At 66.7% G+C, this 20,517-nt stretch carries 16 protein-coding genes, 1 tRNA gene and 2 pseudogenes; 8 read left to right on the forward strand and 11 right to left on the reverse strand.

Annotation, left to right across the window (positions count from 1 at the left end):
- Positions 1-211: 211 nt before the first annotated feature.
- The 3 genes from OR16_RS09600 to OR16_RS09610 form a co-directional block, all read right to left on the reverse strand.
- Positions 212-823, reverse strand: a complete 612-nt coding sequence (locus OR16_RS09600) for an NAD(P)-dependent oxidoreductase (RefSeq protein ID WP_006157767.1) — start codon at positions 821-823, stop codon at positions 212-214.
- Between the two features lie 68 nt (positions 824-891).
- Entirely contained in the window at positions 892-1,326 is a 435-nt protein-coding gene (locus OR16_RS09605) for an Rrf2 family transcriptional regulator (RefSeq protein WP_006157768.1), read from the reverse strand.
- 458 nt (positions 1,327-1,784) lie between these two features.
- Positions 1,785-1,871: transfer RNA gene (locus OR16_RS09610), tRNA-Leu, on the reverse strand.
- 69 nt (positions 1,872-1,940) lie between these two features.
- Here OR16_RS09610 and rnr point away from each other — a divergent pair.
- The 4 genes and pseudogenes from rnr (at position 1,941) to OR16_RS09630 (ending at position 7,257) form a co-directional block, all read left to right on the forward strand.
- Positions 1,941-4,534 (forward strand): annotated as a pseudogene (rnr, locus tag OR16_RS09615) (ribonuclease R).
- Positions 4,535-4,622: 88 nt separating this feature from the next.
- Positions 4,623-5,365, forward strand: a pseudogene (gene rlmB, locus OR16_RS09620) (23S rRNA (guanosine(2251)-2'-O)-methyltransferase RlmB).
- 20 nt (positions 5,366-5,385) lie between these two features.
- Positions 5,386-6,132 carry an SIR2 family NAD-dependent protein deacylase gene (locus tag OR16_RS09625; RefSeq protein WP_006157769.1) on the forward strand — a complete coding sequence of 249 codons (747 nt, stop codon included), beginning with the start codon at positions 5,386-5,388 and terminating at the stop codon, positions 6,130-6,132.
- 141 nt (positions 6,133-6,273) lie between these two features.
- A complete protein-coding gene (locus OR16_RS09630; RefSeq protein WP_006157770.1) occupies positions 6,274-7,257 on the forward strand; it encodes a winged helix-turn-helix transcriptional regulator in 984 nt (327 codons plus the stop codon).
- Positions 7,258-7,276: 19 nt separating this feature from the next.
- Here OR16_RS09630 and OR16_RS09635 read toward each other — a convergent pair whose 3' ends face one another.
- From OR16_RS09635 to paaN, 7 genes are all read right to left on the reverse strand, one after another.
- The gene (locus tag OR16_RS09635; RefSeq protein WP_006157771.1) at positions 7,277-8,512 is read right to left on the reverse strand and encodes an acetyl-CoA acetyltransferase; all 1,236 of its coding nucleotides are present in this window, start codon (positions 8,510-8,512) and stop codon (positions 7,277-7,279) included.
- Positions 8,509-9,537, reverse strand: coding sequence for an NAD(P)H-dependent flavin oxidoreductase (locus OR16_RS09640; RefSeq protein ID WP_006157772.1), 1,029 nt, complete (start codon positions 9,535-9,537; stop codon positions 8,509-8,511). Before OR16_RS09640 ends, OR16_RS09635 begins: the two co-directional genes overlap by 4 nt.
- A gap of 52 nt (positions 9,538-9,589) precedes the next feature.
- Positions 9,590-10,348 (reverse strand): Bug family tripartite tricarboxylate transporter substrate binding protein, encoded by a 759-nt coding sequence (locus OR16_RS09645; protein WP_006157773.1) that lies wholly within the window; start codon positions 10,346-10,348, stop codon positions 9,590-9,592.
- Complete coding sequence (locus OR16_RS43465) at positions 10,345-10,875, reverse strand: alpha/beta fold hydrolase (RefSeq protein WP_006157774.1); 531 nt, start codon at positions 10,873-10,875, stop codon at positions 10,345-10,347. The genes OR16_RS09645 and OR16_RS43465 overlap by 4 nt, the downstream gene beginning before the upstream one ends.
- Complete coding sequence (locus OR16_RS09655) at positions 10,872-12,584, reverse strand: class I adenylate-forming enzyme family protein (RefSeq protein ID WP_006157775.1); 1,713 nt, start codon at positions 12,582-12,584, stop codon at positions 10,872-10,874. The genes OR16_RS43465 and OR16_RS09655 overlap by 4 nt, the downstream gene beginning before the upstream one ends.
- 71 nt (positions 12,585-12,655) lie before the next feature.
- On the reverse strand, positions 12,656-14,101 hold the full coding sequence (locus OR16_RS09660; RefSeq protein WP_006157776.1) for a carotenoid oxygenase family protein: 1,446 nt from the start codon (positions 14,099-14,101) through the stop codon (positions 12,656-12,658).
- Between the two features lie 52 nt (positions 14,102-14,153).
- Complete coding sequence (paaN, locus tag OR16_RS09665) at positions 14,154-15,863, reverse strand: phenylacetic acid degradation protein PaaN (RefSeq protein WP_050982926.1); 1,710 nt, start codon at positions 15,861-15,863, stop codon at positions 14,154-14,156.
- Between the two features lie 291 nt (positions 15,864-16,154).
- Between paaN and OR16_RS09670 the strand changes: the two genes are divergently transcribed.
- From OR16_RS09670 to OR16_RS09685, 4 genes are all read left to right on the forward strand, one after another.
- The gene (locus OR16_RS09670; RefSeq protein WP_043419080.1) at positions 16,155-17,234 is read left to right on the forward strand and encodes a porin; all 1,080 of its coding nucleotides are present in this window, start codon (positions 16,155-16,157) and stop codon (positions 17,232-17,234) included.
- Between the two features lie 63 nt (positions 17,235-17,297).
- Positions 17,298-18,635: an MFS transporter gene (locus OR16_RS09675; RefSeq protein ID WP_006157779.1), complete on the forward strand. Its 1,338-nt coding sequence runs from the start codon at positions 17,298-17,300 to the stop codon at positions 18,633-18,635.
- A 247-nt stretch (positions 18,636-18,882) separates the two neighbouring features.
- A complete protein-coding gene (locus OR16_RS09680; RefSeq protein WP_006157780.1) occupies positions 18,883-19,119 on the forward strand; it encodes an antitoxin in 237 nt (78 codons plus the stop codon).
- Positions 19,119-19,529, forward strand: a complete 411-nt coding sequence (locus OR16_RS09685; RefSeq protein ID WP_006157781.1) for a type II toxin-antitoxin system VapC family toxin — start codon at positions 19,119-19,121, stop codon at positions 19,527-19,529. Before OR16_RS09680 ends, OR16_RS09685 begins: the two co-directional genes overlap by 1 nt.
- Positions 19,530-19,565: 36 nt before the next feature.
- On the opposite strand, the gene tal is transcribed toward OR16_RS09685, so the two are convergent.
- Positions 19,566-20,504 carry a transaldolase gene (gene tal / locus OR16_RS09690; RefSeq protein ID WP_006157782.1) on the reverse strand — a complete coding sequence of 313 codons (939 nt, stop codon included), beginning with the start codon at positions 20,502-20,504 and terminating at the stop codon, positions 19,566-19,568.
- Positions 20,505-20,517 lie beyond the last annotated feature (13 nt).

Raw genomic sequence — 20,517 nt, forward strand, 5'->3', positions numbered from 1 at the left:
GAGGTGACCCGGCTCACTACCGAGCGGCTCGAGCAGGCAGTGCGCAACGCCTCGCAGCGGCGAGAGGCGCTTCGGCTGGCCTGCGCCTTCGTGACTCGCCGCAAATGGCCGCCAGCAGGGCGGCCATTATTCTTTATGCCCTCCGTCGTGCTTCCCGCGATGGCCACGCGCCATGGCACGCATGTTTCGGAGATGCCCGCCCGTTTCCTGCTTAGTACGCGACCGTGTAGCGCTGGCGCGAGTGCGCCGGTTTTTCCACTTCATCGATCATGGCGATGGCATAGTCCTCCATCGAGATCCAGCTCTTGCCGCTGGCGTCGGAGAGCAGCGTTTCCTCGCCCACGCGGAATTTGCCCGTGCGCGTGCCCGGCTCGAACAGGGCGGCGGGGGACAGGAAGTTCCAGTCGATCGCTGTTTCGTTGCGCAGGGCGTTGAGGAAGTCGCGTCCGGCCAGGGCCTCCGCCTTGTAGGCTTCCGGGAACTGCGGCGTGTCGACCAGTTGGGCGCCCGGTGCAACGAAGAGGCTGCCGGCGCCGCCGACCACCAGCAGGCGTGGCACGGCAGCGGCCTTGACCGCGCCAACGATCTGCGCGGCGCTGGTCTGCAGGAAGCGCACCGTGCTGATGGCGACATCATGGCCGGCGAGGGCGGCTGCCAGGGCCTTGGTGTCTGCCGCGTCCACGTTGGCAGTGGCGAGGCCTGGCCGCGCGGCCAGCTTGTCTGCCTGGCGCGCGATAGCGGTGACCGTGTGGCCGCGGCTCAGGGCTTCGTCGATGAGGCGGGTACCGACACGGCCGGTGGCGCCGATGATGGCGATTTTCATGTTGACTCCTTTGTTGCGCTGTTGAATATATATGAAACCATTTTGGTTACATATTGGGACAAAAATTTTTACGGCTTGCGTTGCCGGGCCGCGCGCTCCACATCGGCGAGCATGCCGGCAATCGTGATCCCGGCCAGCGCGCCATCCATCGCGGCCTGGGCGCGGTCCGCGGCGTGCTTCAGCGCGCCGGTAATTTCCCGCCCCACCATGCACGCCGGGTTTGGCACGCTGTGGTGCGGCGCGATCAGCGTGGCCGACTCCACCGCGCGGAACACGTCAAGCAACGTGATCGATGTCGCCGCACGCGCCAGCGAGGCGCCGCCGTTGCTTCCCATCACCGTGCTCACCAGTCCCGCCTCCGCCAACTGGCTGACCAGGCGGCGGATCAGGACCGGGTTCGTACCCACGCTGCCCGCGATCAGCGACGACGGCAAGGGCTCGGCGGCGCTGGCCAGCAAGGTGAGGATATGAACGGCGACGGCGAATCGGCTGCTGGTGGTCATGGTGGGTGAGGCAATATGGAACTATCTTAGTTACAGATGGCGGTCGCGTCAAGCGACGAGCGGGCCACGCAGGCGTGCCGGTGTGACATGCGCCTGCAGCAATAGGGTGGTTTGCGCCTGAAAACGTCGGAAAACGCGACATTCCGGCATGTGAGTGGCGGAAGAATGCCGGGAGCGCCACTGAAACTGATACACTCACCCGCAGCGCAGCAGTCGGCTGCTGCTCCGGCTGCGCCCTGGCAATTCGTGTGAGCGCCAGGCCGTGTGGATGTCTCTGCCTCAGCAGGCAAGAGCGGACTCCAAGCCCCGGAGCGGTCGTTGCTGCGACTGGTATTTAGTATTTAGTTAAGTCGCGCAGTCGCGCCAATATCGAATCGGGAGTACCAAGTTGCAAGATCAGACGCCGGAAAACAAAAAACCCGCAGGGCTCGAAAGCGCTGCGGGTTTCCCGTTTGATCTGGTGCCCAGGAGAGGACTCGAACCTCCACAGTGTTGCCACCGCTAGGACCTGAACCTAGTGCGTCTACCAATTTCGCCACCTGGGCGGGCGTCGAAACAACCGAAGCGCTCATTATAGCGACCGCAAATCGTTTGTCAAATAATTCTAGAAAAAATTGAATCAGAATAACTATCCGATCCCTAGTCGGGAAGAAATCCTTGGCGTCCTGAGGACGTCGGGGTCGCCGTTGTCGGGCGGCGATATCGCCAAGGCGCTCGCCGTCACGCGCAAAGAACACGACGGCTTCCAGAAACGCCTCGCCGCCATGGAGCGCGACGGCCAGATTGAACTGAACCGCAAGGGCCGCTACGAGCTGGCCAACCAGCCTAACTTTGTGGTCGGCCGTGTGCAGGGCCACCGCGATGGCTTCGGCTTCCTGATCCGCGACGATGGCGATGACGACGTCTTCCTGCCGGAGCGCGAGCTGCAGAAGGCCATGCACAACGACCGCGCCCAGGTGCGCGTGATCGGCTATGACCGGCGCGGCCGGCCCGAAGGCCAGATCGTCGAGATCCTCGAGCGCGCCAACCGCTACGTGATCGGCCGCCTGCTGAGCGAAGGCGGCGTGCTGGTGGTGGCGCCCGAAGACAAGCGCATCAGCCAGGACATCCTGATCCCGCCGAAGTCGCAAGGCAAGGCGCAAGTCGGCCAGGTGGTCAGCGTCGAGATCATCGACTACCCCGATCGCTACGTGCAGCCCGTGGGCCGCGTGGTGGAAGTGCTGGGCGACTTCGACGATCCCGGCATGGAAATCGAGATCGCCGTGCGCAAGTACGGCGTGCCGCACGAATTCTCGGATGCGTGCGCCAATGAAGCCGCCAAACTGCCCGACGAGGTGCGCGAGTCCGACCTGGAGCACCGCATCGACCTGCGCGACGTGCCGCTGGTGACGATCGACGGCGAAGACGCGCGCGACTTCGACGACGCCGTCTACTGCGAACCCGTCAAGATTGGCCGCTCGAAGGGCTGGCGCCTGGTGGTGGCGATTGCCGATGTGTCGCACTACGTGCGTCCGGGCACGGCGCTCGACGCCGATGCGCTGGATCGCGCCACTTCGGTGTACTTCCCGCGCCGCGTCATCCCGATGCTGCCGGAAAAGCTCTCCAACGGCCTGTGCTCGCTGAACCCGCAAGTCGACCGCCTGTGCATGGTGTGCGATGCGGTGATTACCGCCAAGGGCGAACTCAAGGGCTATCAGTTCTATCCCGCCGTGATGCATTCGGCGGCGCGCCTGACCTATAACGAGGTCTGGTCCGTGCTGTCCAATACCAAGGGCCCGGAGGCGCACAAGCGCGCTGACCTGGTGCCGCACCTGCAGAACCTGTACGAGTTGTTCCAGGTCCTGCTCAAGGCGCGGCGCGAGCGTGGCGCGATCGATTTCGACACCACCGAGACCTATATCGTCTGCAACGCGCAGGGCAAGATCGAGCAGATCCTGCCGCGCACCCGCAACGATGCCCACCGCCTGATCGAGGAATGCATGCTGGCCGCGAACGTGTGCGCCGCCGACTTCCTCGAACGCTTCAAGCATCCCACGCTGTACCGGATCCACGCCGGCCCGAGCGAGGAAAAGCTGAAGAATCTGCGCGAGTTCCTGCGCACCGTCGGGCTTTCACTGGCCGGTGGCGACAAGCCGCAGGCAGGCGATTACGCCGATGTGATGGACAAGATCAAGAGCCGTCCCGACGCGCCGATGCTGCAGACCATGCTGCTGCGCTCGATGCAGCAGGCGGTCTACAGCCCGGACAACATTGGCCACTTTGGCTTGTCGTACGAGGCTTACGCTCACTTCACCAGCCCGATCCGCCGTTACCCGGACTTGCTGACGCACCGCGCCATCAAGGCCGTGCTGGCACATACCAAGTACAGGCCGGCATTTGCCCCCCGGGCACCGCGCTGAACACCGCGATCGCGCCCAAGGCGCGCCGCATGCAGGCCAAGGATGCCGCCGAGAAGGCAGAGCGCAGCGCAGCGCGGGCCCAGCGCAACGAAGCCATCTGGGACGAGCTCGGCCTGCACTGCTCGGCCAACGAGCGCCGCGCCGATGAAGCCTCGCGCGATGTGGAAGCCTGGCTCAAGTGCTACTTCATGCGCGACAAGCTTGGCAGCGAGTATTCGGGCACCATCAGCTCGGTCACCTCGTTCGGCATCTTCGTGCAGCTCGACGAGCTCTACGTCGAAGGCCTGGTCCATGTCACCGAGCTGGGCAGCGATTACTTCCAGTACGACGAAGCGCGCAATGAACTGCGTGGCGAGCGTACCGGCATCCGCTACCGCCTGACCGATCGCGTCCGCGTGCAGGTTTCGCGCGTGGATCTCGATGCGCGCAAGATCGACTTCCGCCTGGTGCAGGAGCCCTCGGCCAAGAACCTGCGTGGGCGCGCCCCGACCGCCGACGCTGCGCCGCGCGTGCCCGCAGCGCATGCCGTGCCCGCGCGCAAGAAGGGCCGTCAGCTGGCCGCGCTGCTGGGTGGCAGCTCCAAGCCGGAAGAGTCGTTCGACGAGACGCTGGATCGCGTGATCGAAGAGCAGCCGGTGTTCGAGGCAGTCATGACGCCGGTCAAGCCGCACGTGGGGCAGGGCGCCAAGGCCGGCGGCAAGCCAGCCAAGCACGCCGCCAAGCCCAAGCCGCAGCATCTGGGCTCGACGCACAAGGGCGGCGCCAAGCCGGCCGGCAAGAGCAGCCGCGCTTCGCGCAAGCGCACCTGATGGCCAGGGAGCCGGCGCCGGTTTGTCCGGTTCCGGCTCTCGCGCTGCAGACGCCAGGCAAGCCCCGGCGGGAATGTACAATCTCGCCATGGCTAAACAAAAACTCCTGATCGGCTTTCACGCCGTCACCGCGCGCCTGCGCCAGGACGCCACTGGCGTCACCGATGTCTACGTAGAATCCGCGCGGCGTGACCGCCGCATGCAGGACTTCATCCGCCTTGCCGAAAGCCTCAACGTCCGCCTGCATCCGGTGGACGCCGAGCGCCTGCGTGGCATGGCCGGCACCGACCGTCACCAGGGCGTGGTCGCCCGCGCCGAAGATGTGGCGCTGGCCCTCAATCTTGACGAGCTGCTCGACGGCATCGAGGGCACGCCCTTGCTGCTGGTGCTCGACGGTGTCACCGATCCGCACAACCTGGGTGCTTGCCTGCGCGTGGCCGATGGCGCCGGCGCGCAAGCCGTGACCCCCCGAAGGACGGCAGCGTGGGCTTGAACACGACGGTGGCCAAGGTGGCCAGCGGCGCCGCGGAAACCGTCCCCTACATCACCGTCACCAACCTGGCGCGCACCCTGCGCGAGTTGCAGGAGCGCGGCATCTGGGTGATCGGCACTGCCGATGGCACGGAAAAGACGCTCTACGACGTCGACTTCAAGGGCCCGATCGCCCTGGTAATGGGCGCCGAAGGCGAAGGCATGCGCCGCCTCACCCGCGAAACCTGCGACGAGCTCGTCAGCATCCCGATGGCCGGCGGCGTGGAAAGCCTGAACGTTTCCGTGGCCAGCGGCGTGTGCCTGTATGAGGCGGTGCGCCAGCGCCGCCTTAAGCGCTGAACGTTGGGGAGCAATCCGTGATGGCGGATATCGACGCGCAGGCGCTCGCGGCATCGCGCCGCCTGATCGGCGAAGCGACCAACATCATGGTGCTCACCGGCGCGGGCGTATCCGCCGAGTCCGGCGTGCCCACGTTCCGCGATGCCATGACCGGCTTGTGGTCGCGCTTCAATCCTGAAGAGCTGGCCCAGGAAGACGCCTACCGGCGCCAGCCCGCGCTGGTCTGGGAGTGGTACCTGCACCGGCGCGAGCTGGTGGCGGCCACGCATCCCAACCCGGCGCACATCGCGCTGGTGGCGCTCGCCGCGCAGAAAGCCGTCACCCTGGTCACGCAAAACGTGGATGGCCTGCACCAGCGCGCCGGCAGCCGCGATGTGATCGAGTTGCACGGCAATCTGTTCGCCAACAAGTGGCTGGACGGCTGCGGCCGTTGCGATGCGGCGACCGCCGTGCCGGGCAAGCCGCCGCGCTGCTCGCTTTGCAACGCCATGATGCGCCCCGGCGTGGTGTGGTTTGGCGAGGAACTGCCGCGCGTGGCGCGCTATCGCGCCGAGCACGCGGCCGAGCAGTGCGATCTGTGCATCGTGGTGGGCACCTCTGGCCTGGTCTACCCGGCAGCCGGCTTGCCCGGCGCCGCCAAGGATCAGGGCGCGCATGTCATCGTGGTCAATCCCGAGCCTTCGGCGCTGGACCAGACTGCCGATCTGGTGCTGCGCGGACCGGCCGGGGTGGTCTTGCCTATGCTGTGGGGCGGCATGCCCGCCTGAATCCCTTGGCCCCCGGGCGGCTAGGCGGCGCGCCGAGAAATTCAGCGCGCCGAGAAAATCATCTGGTTATCGTCCAGTTATCGAAGTGAAATGTTGCGAAGGGATTAACATGGCGGAGTTGCAGCCACTTCATCCCTAGCAATGCCGCAGCCTATCGATACCGCCGCACTCCACCTGGTCCTGCTCAACAGTTCTGTCAACCACGCCATGCAGCATGTGGGAGACAGGTGGACGCTTTCCATTTTGCTGCGCGCATTCCTCGGCACCAGCCGTTTCGACGATTTTCAGCAGCAGCTCGGCATTCCGCGCCAGACCCTGAGCGTACGGCTCAAGGCCCTGGTGGAGCTGGGCATGCTGCGCACGCGCCCCTATCAAGAGCACGCGCTGCGGCTGGAGTACCGGCTGACCGGGATGGGGCTGGCGATGTATCCATGCGTGCTGATGAGCTGGCGCTGGGAGAAGCGCTGGGGGCGGCCGAGCGCGGCGTTGCCGGACCGGCTGACACATCGCGCCTGCGGTCACCAGATGACCCCGCTGATGGTATGCGCGCATTGCCGTGCCGAGGTGCTGGTGGAGGATGTGATGCCGTCCTATAACCTGGACGGCTTGCGCAATGACACGGACACGGACACGGACACGGACGCGGCGCAGGCAGGCCAGCCGGCACGGGCGCGCCGCTGGGCGGGCCAGGCGCTGAGCGAGGGCAAGGCAGGGCAATCGCAGGAAAACATCGTGGAGCTGCTCAACGACCGCTGGGTCTTGCTGCTGCTGGCTGCCGTGATGGTCGGCTGCCATAGCTACGACGCGCTGCAGTCGGTACTGGGCATCGGCTCCAGCGTGCTTGCCGCGCGCTTGAAGATGCTGTCGAACACGGGCATGCTCAGCCGCGAAGCCTCGCGCGACGACGCGCGCCGCTTTGTCTACCGGCTCACGCCGCGCAGCCGCGACCTGTTCTCGTATATCGCCACGCTGGGATATTGGGCGCGCAGTCATCTGCCGGGTTGCCCGGACAGCCTGCGCCTGGTTCATCGCAGCTGCGGGGCGCCGCTGGTGCCCACGGTGGTTTGCGATCGCTGCGAAGTCGCGTTGCTACCCCAGGACGTGAGCTATCCCGGCCGGTCCTGAGGCCGGCCGGCTTTTCAGGTTAATCCCTCACGCCAACCACGAAGCTCGCCACCGTGGCACACGAGCCACCGATATTGAGCGTGGCAAAGGTGCGCGCGCCGCCCACCTGGCAATCGCCGGCGCGGCCGGTGACCTGGCGCGCGGCGTCGAGCAGCATGCGCGCCCCCGTGGCGCCCACCGGATGGCCACAGCCGATCAGGCCCCCCGACGGGTTTAGCGGAAGGCCGCCGTCCGGCTCGATCAGGCCGGACTCGATGGCCTGCCAGCTCTGCCCCGGCGGGGTCAGCCCGAAGTGGTCGATCGCCATGTACTCGGTGGTGGTGAAGCAGTCATGGGTTTCGATGCCGTCGAGTTGTCGCGGGCCGGCAATGCCCGCGCGCCGCCACGCGTCCGTGATGGTGTCGCGCACATGAGGGAACACGTACTGCGCGTCCCGGCTGCGTTCGAGCTTGTCGAGAAAGCGGATGCCGGCATTGCGATGACCCCAGCCGAGGATGCGCGGCAGGTCAGCCAGCCGCACGCCACGCCGCGCCGCATGCGCCTGCGCGAAGCGCGCCGAGGCGACTACGATGGCGCAGGCGCCGTCGGTCACCTGGCCGCAATCCTGGCGGCGGGTGCCAGGTTCGATCAGCGGGTTGGCCTGGTCGTCGTCGGTAAAGCTGGCAGCCTCGAACCGCCAGTTGCGCGTCTGTGCCAGCGGATTGCGGCGCGCGTTGCCGTAGTTGATCTCGGCGATGCGATTCAGGTGGCGGCGGTCCAGCCCGTAGCGGCGCGCATATTCGCCGGCCAGACGGCCGAACACGGCGGGCCACATATAGGTGCATTCGATCTCCTCCCGGCCTTGCCACGCAGCACCGTTCTGGTTACGCGAAGCGACGTCGCCGGGCAGGTTCTTGAACTCCTCCGCGCCCAGCACCAGCACGCAGTCGTAGCGCCCGGCCTCGATCTCTGCCATGGCAGCCAGCGTTGCCAGCGATGACGACGCGCACGCGCCTTCATGGCGCATGGCGGGCACGCCCCAGAGCTCAGGTACCACCTGCGCCACCATGGCGCCCAGGTGGGCCTGCTGGCGCTGCATCTCGCCAAACGCGTTGCCAACGTGGATGGATTCGATGGCGGCAGGGTCGAGCTGGCAGTCGGCCAGCGCACCCAGCGTGGCGTCGCGCATCATGTCGCTGATGTCCAGCCCCTGGCGCGACCATGCGCGCGCGAAATCGGTCTGGTAGCCGCCCAGGATATAGACGCTATGGGTCATGCCGTGGCTCCCGCAGGGTGGTTGACGGCATCGGTGGCAACCGCGGTGCGCGCGTCATGGACGGGATAGGGCGCGCCGCCAAACCGCCGTGCCGCCTGCCGGTACTCGTGCTCCAGGCGGTCCACCACGGCCGCCACGGGTTCGACGCGGCGGATGGCGCCCAGCCCCTGGCCCGCGGCCCACACCTCGGTCCAGCGCTTGCCGGCGAAGGACTGGCTGCTGTCGTAGTTGCGCCCGGGCGGCGGCGGCAGGTTGGCAGGATCCAGCCCGTTGGCGACCAAGCTGGGTTTGAGCCAGCTTGCCGGCGTGCCGGTGATGCAGTCGCTGACCAGCACATCGTCGGCATCGCTGTCGACCAGCATGCGCTTGTAAGCCTCGGGGGCCAGGCTTTCGTCGGTGGCGATGAAGCGCGTGCCCATGTAGACGAAATCCGCGCCGGCCGCGAGCGCGCCAGCCACGCCCCAGCCGTCGGCAATGCCGCCGCCGATCACCAGGTAGCCGTCGAAGAACTCGCGCACCGCCGAGACAAAGGCGAAAGGCGACAGCGCTCCCGTATGCCCGCCGGCACCGGCTGAGACGCAGGCCAGGCCATCGACGCCTGCCGCCGCCGCTTTCCTGGCGAGGCCGATATTGACGACATCGGCGAAGACCAGGCCGCCATAGCCGTGTACCACCTCTAGCGCCGGCTTGGGGCTGCCCAGCGCGGTGATGACAATGGGGGGCTGGTAGCGGGCGATCAGCTCCAGATCTTGCGGCAAGCGCTGGTTGGACGAATGTGTGACCAGGTTTGCCGCCCACGGCGCGATGCGCGCGGCGGGATCGGCGGCGCGCGCCGCGGCCAGGCCTTCGGTGATGTCGCGCATCCAGGCGTCCAGCGTCTCGATGGGCCGCGCATTGGGCGTGGGAAAGGAGCCGACGATGCCGGCGCGGCACGCGGCAATCACCAGCTCAGGGCCGGAGATCAGGAACATCGGCGCGGCGAACACAGGCAGGCGCAGCGTGTTGTAAAAGGGGTCTGGTTGCATGGGCAGGTTCGATCGGGAGTTGGACAAAGGCAAGGCAAAGCAAGGCAAAGCGTTACTGGGTGGCGCGGAAACCGGACAGCCTGACGGCCTCGGCCCAGCGGCCGGACTCGTCCTGGATCCGCGCTGCCAGCGCCTGTGGCGTGCTGGGCTGCGCGACAAAGTCCCAGGCTTGCCAGCGCCGACGCAGGTCGGCGCCGCGCAGGATGGCGGCGAAGTCGCCGTTGAGGCGGGCGACCACGGCATCCGGTGTGCCTGCCGGCGCGACCAGCGCGGCCCAGATGTCGATCTCCAAGTCGGGGTAGCCCAGCTCGCGGAAGGTCGGCACCGACGCCGCCAGCGGCGAGCGTGCCGCGGCGGTGGTAGCTAGTACCTTGAGGCGACCGGCCTCCAGGTGCGGCTGCACCGCCAGCAGCGGCAGGAAGGCCGCTTGCACCTGGCCACCGACCAGGTTCTGCACGGCCGGCGGGGTGCCGTTGTAGGGCACGTGCACCATGTCCAGCCCGGCGCGCTGGTTCAGCAACACGCCGGCCAGATGCGAGCTGTTGCCTGCCGTGAACGAGGCGAACGACAGCTTGCCGGGCCTGGCGCGGGCCCAGGCGACAAATGCCGGCAGCGTGCTGGCCGGCACCGAGGGATGCACGGCAAACACCAGGGACGAACCGAGGAAGCCGCTGACTGGCCTGAAGTCGCGCACCGCGTCGTAGGGCAGGCTCGCGAAGGTGTGGGGATTGATGGTCAGCATGCCGGTATTGGCCAGCAGGAGCGTATAGCCGTCGGGCGCCGCTGTGGCGCCGGCACGCGCGGCGATCACGCCGCTGCCGCCGGGAAATGCCGCGCGGTGGCGCTCTGGTCGTGGCGGTGGAGCAGGGCCTGCACCTGCCGTGCGTAGCCCTCGATGCCGGTCGCCAGCATCATGGCGCGCAGGCCAGCCGTGAAAGCCGCATCCTGCTGGCGCGAGGGATGGATGGTATAGGGCAGCACGCTGTCGACGGCGCCATCGAAATCCGCGCGCGCTCTTTCCAGCAGCGCGCGCCGCCGGGGCGCGGCGTCGGCATGCTCCGCGCGGCACGAGGTGCCCAGCAAGGCCACGCCACTGATCCTGCCTGGCAATTGCCGGGCCATTTCCAGCGCCACATAGCCGCCCATCGAAAAGCCCGCCACGGCAAAGCGCGCCGGCATGCCGGCGGCCGCAGTGGTGGCCATGGCGTCAATGCGGTCGTGGCGGTCCACCGCGGCAACATGCAGGTCGGCCAGCGGTTCGAGCGCGCCGCGCACGGCATCCCACACGCGCGCGTCGTTGAGCATGCCCGGCACCAGCAGCAAGGATGGGCGCGTCATGCCGCCTCCTTGCTGGCCAGCAGGTCCCGCAGCGCATGCTTGACGATCTTGCCAACGGGATTGCGCGGCAAGGCATCGAGCACCAGCAGGCGCTCGGGTAGCTTGAAGGTGGCGATGCGATGCTGCTCGCGCAGGTAGTCCACGAGTTCCGGCAGGGTTGGCGCCGTGTCCGCGCGCGCCACGACGCAAGCGCACAGGCGCTCGCCCAGCAGCCCGTCCGGATAGCCCACCACTGCCACTTCGCGTACCTTCGGGTGGCCGACAATCAGACCCTCGAGTTCTTCCGGCGAGATATTCATGCCCCCGCGTATCACCACGTCCTTGGAGCGCCCGACATAGCGATAGAACTGCTGGTTCTCGCCGGCGATCTCGAACAGGTCGCCGGTCTTGTAGAAGCCGTCGGCATCGAAGGCGCCGCGCGTCAGTTCGGGCGCATTCCAGTAGCGGCTGAAGATGGTCGGGCCGCGAAAGCGCAGTTCGCCCGGCACGCCGCCTTGCTCGATGATCTCCCCGCTGGCGGGATCGACCAGGCGCGATTCGATCTTCTGCGCGGTCGAGACCGACCAGGTGAAGCGCTTGACGCCGGCGCGCGGAAAGAACGCCGCGCGCTGCGTGGGGTCGGGGATGTCGGTGGCGTTGCCCGACAGCGCTGCGCCCTCATTGGAGCCGAAGTAGTTGACGATCTGCACGCCAAAGCGGCGATGAAATGTTTCCACCATCCAGTCCGACAGCGGCGCCGAGCCGGAGCCGATGCTGCGCAGCCGTTGAAAGTCGATGCCTTCGAGCAGCGGCGGGTTCTGCAGCAGCATGTTGAGCACCGCGGGCGGCGCCACGGTGTAGTCGATGCGCTCCTCGCGCAATTGCTGCAGGAATACGGAGAGGTCGAACGGATGATGCTGTACCACCGTGCCGCCCAGTTGCAGCCAGGCGGCGAAATTGGTGGACAGCCCGGCCATATTGACGAAGGGAAAGGGGTTGAGCAACCGGCTGCCAGGCGCGAGGCCCGCGGCCTCGATGATCGACGGTGCGATGATCAGCCATTCGTTGTGGCTGCGCGGCACGCCCTTGGGCCGCGCCTCGGTGCCCGATGTCCAGCAGATGGTGAACACGTCGTTGGCTGTGACCGCGGCGACTTGCGTGGCTTGTTCCACGCGGGCCGCGTCGGCGGGCTCTCGCAGCAGGCGCTCCAGCGCCCGCGCGCCGGTAGGCGGCGAGCTGCCATAGGCGAAGACGTGGGCAAGCGAAGGCGTCTGCTGGCGCAGCGCCAGCGCCATGTCCGCGTGCGCATGCTTGCCGATCTGCGTGACGGTGACGATGGCGCGTGCCGAGACATGGTTGAGGATGTATGCCAGCTCATGCTCGCGGTACTGCACCGGCACGGGTGTGACGATGATGCCAAGCCGCGCGCAGGCGAGATAGACGGCGAACTGTTCCACGCCGTTGGGGAGCTGGACGGCGATCACGTCGTCCTTGGCCAGGCCGGCGCCGCTCAGCACCGACGCCATGCGCAGCGCCTCATCGGCGAGTTGCGCATAGGTCAGCCGGCGCGGCGCGCCTTCCATGTGGAGCTGGCGGTTCGGCGCGTCGACGACGGCTTCGTGTTCCGGGTGCGCGGCCAGGTTGCGCTGGAACAGGTCCCATAGCGTCTGCGTGCCCCACCAGCCGCGCGCGGTGCAGGCGTCGATCTTGTCTTGTGGTACGAGAATCACGCTGTCTCCTTGTTATCGTTCTGATTCACGCGGCTTGTCGGGGCCGGTGACGGGTGCGGCGCTGGCGCTGGCTAGCGCCCGCTGTCCAGCCGCGCCTGGCTGACCCAGGTCGCATGGAAACCATGCGGCACGCGCTGTGGCAGCAGCACGCGCGCTATTGGCCCCTGGCCGACGTCCCTGGCATCGAATACATGCACTTCGGAACGCTCGTCGCGGCCGTTCCATACGAATCCCACCAGGTAGCCGTCGTCCTCTTCCTTCCAGTTGTCGCGCGGGGCAAAGGGCGCCTCGCTGTACCAGAAGTCCACGCCCCCCGAATACGCCTGTACCGACCCGGTCTGCAGGTCGAAGCGCGTCAGTCCGCAAAAGCGTGGTTCTTCGGGCATGCGGTTACGGCCCATCAGCACGTTCCACGAGTAGCGCGTGCGGTGTCCCTGCATCCAGGAGTTGATGACCGGGAACTCGCTGTTGACGATGTCGTCCAGCAGGCGTTCGCGCGTCTGCCCGGTGGCGAGGTTGAAGCGCCACTCGTAGAACAGGAAGTCGTGCTCCAGGCTGGCCGGCATGCGCGGCACGCGCGCGGCGTCGATGTAGCCATCGCGGTCGCGCGGCAGCCGAAACGGCGTGCCGGTCATGACGATCTCGGTCTCGCCGCGCGCGTTGACTTCTTCCCACGCGTTCGATACGTGATACATGTAGGCTGGCTCGGCCTCAAACCAGCGGATCTGGCTGGCGTCGCCGTAGCGCGGCACCACGGCGAAGCGGCTGGGCAGCGTGTGATGGAACTCCAGCTTGTGGCGGCCTGCGGACAGGGCGTCCATGTCGTAGAACAGCGGGAAGTCGTGCAGGATGCTGTAGTTGGGCGTGATCGCCATGTCGTGCGGCAGGCGCGGCCCGGGCAGTTCCACCGGCGTCAGGTGCTTGAGCGCGCCGTCGGCGCCGATCACGCCGTAGTGCATATAGGGATGTTCTTTGCCGTAGGCGAAGAACAGGAACTCGCCGGTGCGCTCGTCGACGCGGGAGTGCGCCGAGACCGGCAGGCCCGCCAGGCGCGGATCGGGCTCCAGCTTGCCCAGCGTATCGAGCGTGCCGGCGTCGCACTGGTACACGGTGCCGCCCAGATACCACATCGATACCAGCTTGCCGTTGTGGAACTTGACGTCGGTGTTGGAGGTGTTTTTCAGCGGCATCTCCGGCCGGTCGCGCCGCGGCGGTTCCTTCACGCCTTTCCATAGCGCATGGCCGGCGGCGATCTCTTCCTTCAGCGAGTCGGTCATGACCCAGCGGTTGCGGTACTGCACGCGCCCGCGCTCGAAGCGCACCGAGTGCAGCATGCCGTCGCCGTCAAACCAGTGATAGCGGCCCTCCGCCTCGAAGCGCCGGTTGGGGCCGTTGCGCACGTACAGGCCGTTCAGGTCGGCGGGAATTTCGCCGATCACCTGCAGATCGTCGCAGATCACTTCATGGTCGATGGGGCCATAGCCGCCATGCAGGACCGGAACGTCGTTGATGCCCATGGTGATGCTCTCCTTTGGGTTTGGTATGGGGAAGCGTGTCAGAGTGAGCCGATCAGGCCTGCCGTGGCCAGCGTGCCTGCGCGATGCGAAAGCGCGAGGCGACAAAGGCGTGGTCGGTCAGGCTGGCGTTGCCAGCGGGATTCAGCCCGCTGACGTGGTAATCGCTATAGGCCGCGGCGAAGTTCAGCGGCATCGGCCCGCTCAGGTTGATGGTCAGCTGCGCGCCGGCCTCGGCATAGGCGTCCTCGGCGCGCGCAATGAAACCAGCGTCGGTCGAGTAGAGGAACGCAGTCAGGCCACCGGCCACGCGGACGTCGCTGGTGGCTTGCTTCAGCGCGTCGGCGGCATCGTCGCAGGCGATCACGAAAGACACGGGCCCGAATCGCTCTTGCGCATACAGGTCGCGCTCCGCGGTGGTGAGTTGCAGCATCAGCGGCGTGGCCGTGCGTGCCTGCGGATAGTGCGGGTGCGGGTAGGGCGCTGGCGCCAGCAATACCTTGCCGCGCGCCGCGCCCTGGGCCTGCAGCGTGTCGAGCAGCGCCAGCGTTTCATCGGACTGGATGGCGGCCAGGATCATGGCCGCACGCGCGGGCGAGTCGATCAGCGTGGCGACTGCCTGCGCCAGGCGTTGCGCGACCACGTCCAGCGGCACCACGCCCGCGGGCGTGCGCACGCCCTGGCGCGGCACGTAGAGGTTCTGCGGGCTGGTGCACATCTGCGCGGAGAACATGCATAGCGTGGTGGCCAGGCTGCGCAGCACGGCATCGAGGTCGTCGCAGGATTCCAGCACCACGGTATTGCAGCCGCTGGTCTCGGTGAAGCACAGCGCGGGATGGGCGTTGCGTTCCACCCACTGCCCGAAGCGCGCGCTGCCGGTGAAATCCACGATGGCCGCGCGCGGATGCCTGACCAGCACCTTGCCCAGCGGCGCGGCGGGCGTGTCCAGCGCCAGCGTGACCAGGTTGGGGTCGAAGCCGGCAGCAGCCAGTTGCGCGCGCATCAGCCGCACCGTCAGCGCCATGGGCAACACCGTGGCCGGATGCGGCTTGACGATCACCGCGTTGCCGGTGGCCAGGCTCGCCATGATCGAAGGCCAGGCGTTCCAGGTGGGAAAGCTGGCGCAGGCAAAGCACACGGCCACGCCGCGCGGCATCAAGCGATAGCGTTTGTCCAGCGCGATCGGGGTGGTGCCGAACTGGCGTTCCCAGGTCGCGCTGGCAGGCACCTGGCGCATCGCGTCCCACGCGTGGGCAATGGCTTCGATGGCGCGGTCCAGCGCGTTCACGCCCGAGCCGGCGTAGCTCATGTTGAAGCTCTGCCCGGTGGTGTGGAACACGGCCTGGACCGTGTCGAACAACTGCACATAGAGCTGCTCGACGATCTCCATCAGCACGCCGACGCGCTGCTGCGGCGTGGCCTGCCGCCAGCCCGCGGAGATGGCGGCGCTGGCTGCCTCGAACAGAGCGTCCGGATCGGATTGCGGATAACGGATACCAAGCGGGCGGCGCGTATAGGGTGATACCTCGGGCAGGTCGGGATAACCCAGCCAGCCAGTGATGCCGGGCTGCGCCAGCGTGAAGGGCTGGTCCAGCATGGCGTCCAACGCGGCCTGGCTTGCGGCCTGGGCGGCTTCGCTGTCCGGATAGCGTGCCGGCATTTCGGGGAAAGGGCTCCAGCAATGGCGTTCGCGGCAGGCTTGCCACGCACGTTCAAGCCGGGGCGCATGCCGGGCGAACAGAGCGTCCGGGAGTGGGGTGGTCAACGCGGTCTCCTTGTTGTTTGCCTGCAGCCGGATTTTTGCCGGGTGCCGTGCATATTACTTCGTATGATGGACTTATGTTAGCGACGATGCGATCTGGTTGCAAGCGGTTGTTGCGCTTGGCGTGATCGTGGAAAATCGCATAATTCTGCTGATTTATGCGGGTATTCCATCATGCATCCTGTCATTGCTAATATAGAAAGTGAAAAAGAAGAAGGCGAACAAGATTCGCACCGTCAAAACGCTCCCGGCTAGGGGCGAGGGGCGCGGGTCGCATGTCAACAAGGAGACAAGATGAGAGTGATGGTCCCGGCCGTTCTGGCCGTGTTGTTGTCGGTCCCCGGGCGGGGCGAGGCGCAGAGCGTACTGTTGGGCGGACAGATCAAGCTCGGCCTGGATTCCACCTCGACCGGCGGCAATCGCGCCGCGCGGTTGACGGACAACACCAGTTATTTTTTCTTTGACGGCAAGGAGGACCTGGGCCGGGGGCTCAAGGCCTTTTATCACTTGGAGTGGAATTTCAGCGCCGACACCGGCGTGCAAGGCGCGGGACGCGGCATCTACATGGGGCTGGACAGTGAGCGCTGGGGGCGGCTGCAAATGGGGCGGCAATCCGTGTACTTCAGCCACCACTGGTTTATCAACGATCCGCATGGCGCCTTCGACGCCGCACCGCTGGCCGCCAACTCGCTCAACGTGCTGGGCACCGTCAACGGCGCGTACTTCGCCGGCAACTTCCTCAACAACACCGTGCGTTACGAGGCGCCGGACATCTACGGCTTCAGCGGCATGGCGTCGTACTCCTTCGATGCCGAGCAGCCCGGGGCCGGCCGCAACCACACCTGGTACATCGCGCCGACCTACACGCGTGGCGCTTTCAAAGCCGGCTTCTTCCATATGCAGCGGGACAGCCAGGGCGTGCTGCCGGCGCAGACGGTCGGCCAGCTCGACCAGACCGCGGACCGGCTGGCGCTGGGATATACCTGGCAGGGCTTCAGCTTCGGGTTGCTGGCCGACCGCAATCGCGTGCAGGATCGCGCCAGCGGCCGGACCCAGAGCCGCTACGCTTTCGCTGTACCGCTGAACTACAACACTGGCCCGCATGGCGTGGCGCTGACGTATGGCCAGGCGCTGTCGATGAAAGACGGTGGGCAGACGGTCGGTGGCACCGGCGCACGAATGCTCTCGATCAGCTACCAGTACCGGCTCAGCAAGCGGACCTCGCTGGACGTGTCCGCGATCGAGCTGCGCAACCAGAGCAAGGGCCGCTACAACTTCTGGGGCGGCGCGCTCAACGGCTCCCCGCAACTGGCGGCGCAGGATGCCGGTGCGCGCAGCCGCATGTTCTACCTCGGCATGAAACACCTGTTCTGAGCGTCCGCGCCGCATTGCCTGCCTGATGCTCACCTGACAATTGCCTGACTCCGGAGAGACCCTATGCAAGAGATCCCAGCGCGGGCGGGAGGCGCCGTGCCTCCCGCCGAAACCGAAGCCGCGCTGCCCAGGCTAGGCCGCGAGCACCTTCGGGTGCTCGGCCTGTCCACCCTTGGCGGTGCGCTCGAGTTCTATGAGTTCATCATCTTCATCTACTTGGCGCCGGTACTCAGCGCCGTGATGTTCCCGGCCGAGGTGCCGGCGTGGATCCGGCAACTGCAGACGCTGGGCATCTTCGCCGCCGGCTACCTGATCCGGCCCTTTGGCGGCATCCTGCTGTCGATGCTGGGCGACCGGGTCGGGCGCAAGCGCATCTTCGCGGTCAGCTTGATTCTGATGGCGGCGCCTACCTTCGCGATCGGCCTGTTGCCGGGCTACGCGCAGGTCGGGGTGGCGGCGCCCTTGCTACTGCTGTTGCTGCGTATGTGCCAGGGACTGGCAATGGGCGGGGAGTTGCCGATCGCGCTGACGTTTATCGCCGAGCATGTGCCCACGCGGCGACTGGGCTTGGCCACCGGGTCTCTCGGCGCGGCGTTCACGGTAGGCTCGCTGGCCGGCTTGTTGGCGGTGATCGGGGTGAGCACGGCGTTCCCCGGCGCGGCATTGCAGGAGTTCGGCTGGCGCCTGCCGTTTATCGCCGGCGGCGTGTTCGGCTTCCTCTCGGCCTACCTGCGGCGCTATGTGAGCGAGACGCCGGTGTTCGAGGAGATGCGCCAGCGCAAGCAGCTATCGCAGGCCATGCCCTTTCGCACGCTGTTCCGGCGTTACCCAGTCGAGGTGGTGCTGTGCCTGCTGGCGAGCGCGTCGACGGCCGGGGTGCTGGCAAGCGCGGCGCTGTATCCGATGACCTATCTGCAGGTCGAACTGGGCTTTGCGCGCGCGGTGGTCAACCAGGCCCAGCTGTGGTTGCTGGCGAGCATGCTGGCCGGCACGCTGGCCGGTGGCTACCTGATCGATGTGCTGGGCTGGTTCAAGGCGACCGGGATGTTCGCGGCCATCCTGCTGGCAGGGTTGCTATTTACCTATGTGGCGCCGGATCCGGCCACGCTGCGCTATGGGTTTGCCATCATCGGCTTTGGTACCGGGCTGACGCCGATGATGTACAACCTGCTGGTGCGCAGCTTTACCGCGCCAGTGCGGGTGACCGGCATCGCGCTGACCTACAACGTGGCGCAGGCACTGGTGGGCGGCTTGTTGCCGGTGCTGATGGCCTCGCTCGCGCATTTCGATCGCTGGGCGATGATCTATGTGCCGGCCGCGCTGGGCTTGCTGGCCGCGGCGATCGCGCCGGCGGCGGCGCGGTATCGCAAGCCGATCGGCTTCGGAGCGGGGCCGGATTGACGCGGCGGGGAGCGCTGGCGACAGCTTGCGCTCCGCGGTCCCTTCGCTGGCGGTGAGCTTCTCCAACAGGTCCGGGCTGATGTCCCCCACGGATCGACGATATCGATTCCGCAATCCACAAAGTCGTTCACGTTTCGCGCTGGGAGGGTGCGCCGCGTCGATGTGCGCGCATCCCGGATGTACATCTTCAGGCCGCGTGGTCTTGTGCTAGACTCTGTACATCCAGTACACACATCTTGAACTCGCCATGCATCAAAGCCGCATCTTCCGGAACGGCAACTCACAGGCTGTGCGAATCCCGGCTGAACTTGCCTATCCCGATAGCGATATGTCTGTCGAGATCGAGCGCGTCGGCGATGAACTGCGCATCCGTCCGGCGCGCAAGCGCCTGACTGGCCTGCTGGATGTGTTCGCCTCGTTCCCGAAGGATTTCCTGGCCGAAGGGCGCGGCGACCAGGGGCAGGCCGAGCGAGACGCACTCTGATGGCCAAGTACATGCTCGACACCAACATGTGCATCTATCTCATGAAGAACCAGCCGCCTCATGTTGCTGAGCGGCTGGCATCCTGCTTCGAGGGAGACGTGGTCTTGTCGTCGGTGACGCTTGCGGAATTGGAGTACGGGGTTGCCGTGTCGCGCGAGCCTGAAGCGGCCCGCCGGGCGCTGCAGGCACTAGTGGCCCGCGTCCCGGTACTGCCGCTGTCAAGCGCGGCGGCGCAAGCCTACGGGCCGATTCGCGCGGCGACGCGGGAGCGCAAGTCCGACGCGCTGGACAAACTGATCGCCGCGCACGCGGTCGCGGAAAACGTGATCGTGGTAACGAACAACGTGCGGGATTTCGCCGCGTATCCTGGTGTGCGCGTAGAGGACTGGTCCGCGCCACCGGGGCTCTGAGCCAGTCCGTGGCGGTGCCATCCGGCGCCACGCCCATCAGGCCGTGATCAACGCCTCCAGCTTGACCGCATCCGCGGCAAATGCGCGGATCCCCTCAGCCAGCTTTTCCGTCGCCATCGCGTCTTCATTGAGCTGCCAGCGGAAAGCCGCCTCACCGCACTCGATGCGGGCGATATTGCCGGCCTGCGCCTGGTCGACCGACAGCTTGCGCTCCACGGTGCCTTCGCTGGCGGCGAGCTGCTCCAGCAGGTCGGGGCTGATGGTGAGCAGATCGCAGCCGGCCAGCGCCAGGATCTGCTCGGTGCTGCGGAAGCTGGCACCCATCACTTCGGTGGGGTGGCCGAACTTCTTGTAGTAGTCGTAGATCTGGCGCACGGAACGCACGCCGGGATCGTTGTCGCCCGCGTTGGCGGCAGCATCCCATTTGTCGCCGGCTTGCTTCTTGTGCCAGTCCAGGATGCGGCCGACGAAGGGCGAGATCAGTTGCGCGCCGGCCTCGGCGCAGGCAACGGCCTGGGCCAGCGAGAACAGCAGCGTCATATTGCAGCTGATGCCTTCGCGCTGCAGCACTTCGGCGGCGCGGATGCCTTCCCAGGTGGAGGCGATCTTGATCAGCACGCGCTCGCGGGCCACGCCGCGCTGCTCGTACAGCGAGATCAGGTGCCGTGCCTTGGCCACCGTGGCTTCGGTGTTGAAGGACAGGCGGGCGTCGACCTCGGTCGACACACGGCCAGGCACGATCGCCAGGATCTCGCAGCCGAAGGCGATCAGCAGCGCGTCCATCACGGCGTCGGTGCCTTCATTGCCGCGCACGGCCTTTTCCAGCAGAGGACGGTACTCGGCCTTCTGGACGGCCTTGAGAATCAGGGAGGGATTGGTGGTGGCGTCCTGCGGCGTGTACTGCTTCATCACCTGGAAATCGCCGGTGTCCGCCACCACGGTGGTGAACTGCTTGAGCTGATCGAGCTGGTTCATGGTCAGTGAGTTG

The sequence above is a fragment of the Cupriavidus basilensis OR16 genome (assembly GCF_000243095.1).
GTDB classification, from domain to species: Bacteria; Pseudomonadota; Gammaproteobacteria; order Burkholderiales; family Burkholderiaceae; genus Cupriavidus; species Cupriavidus basilensis_D.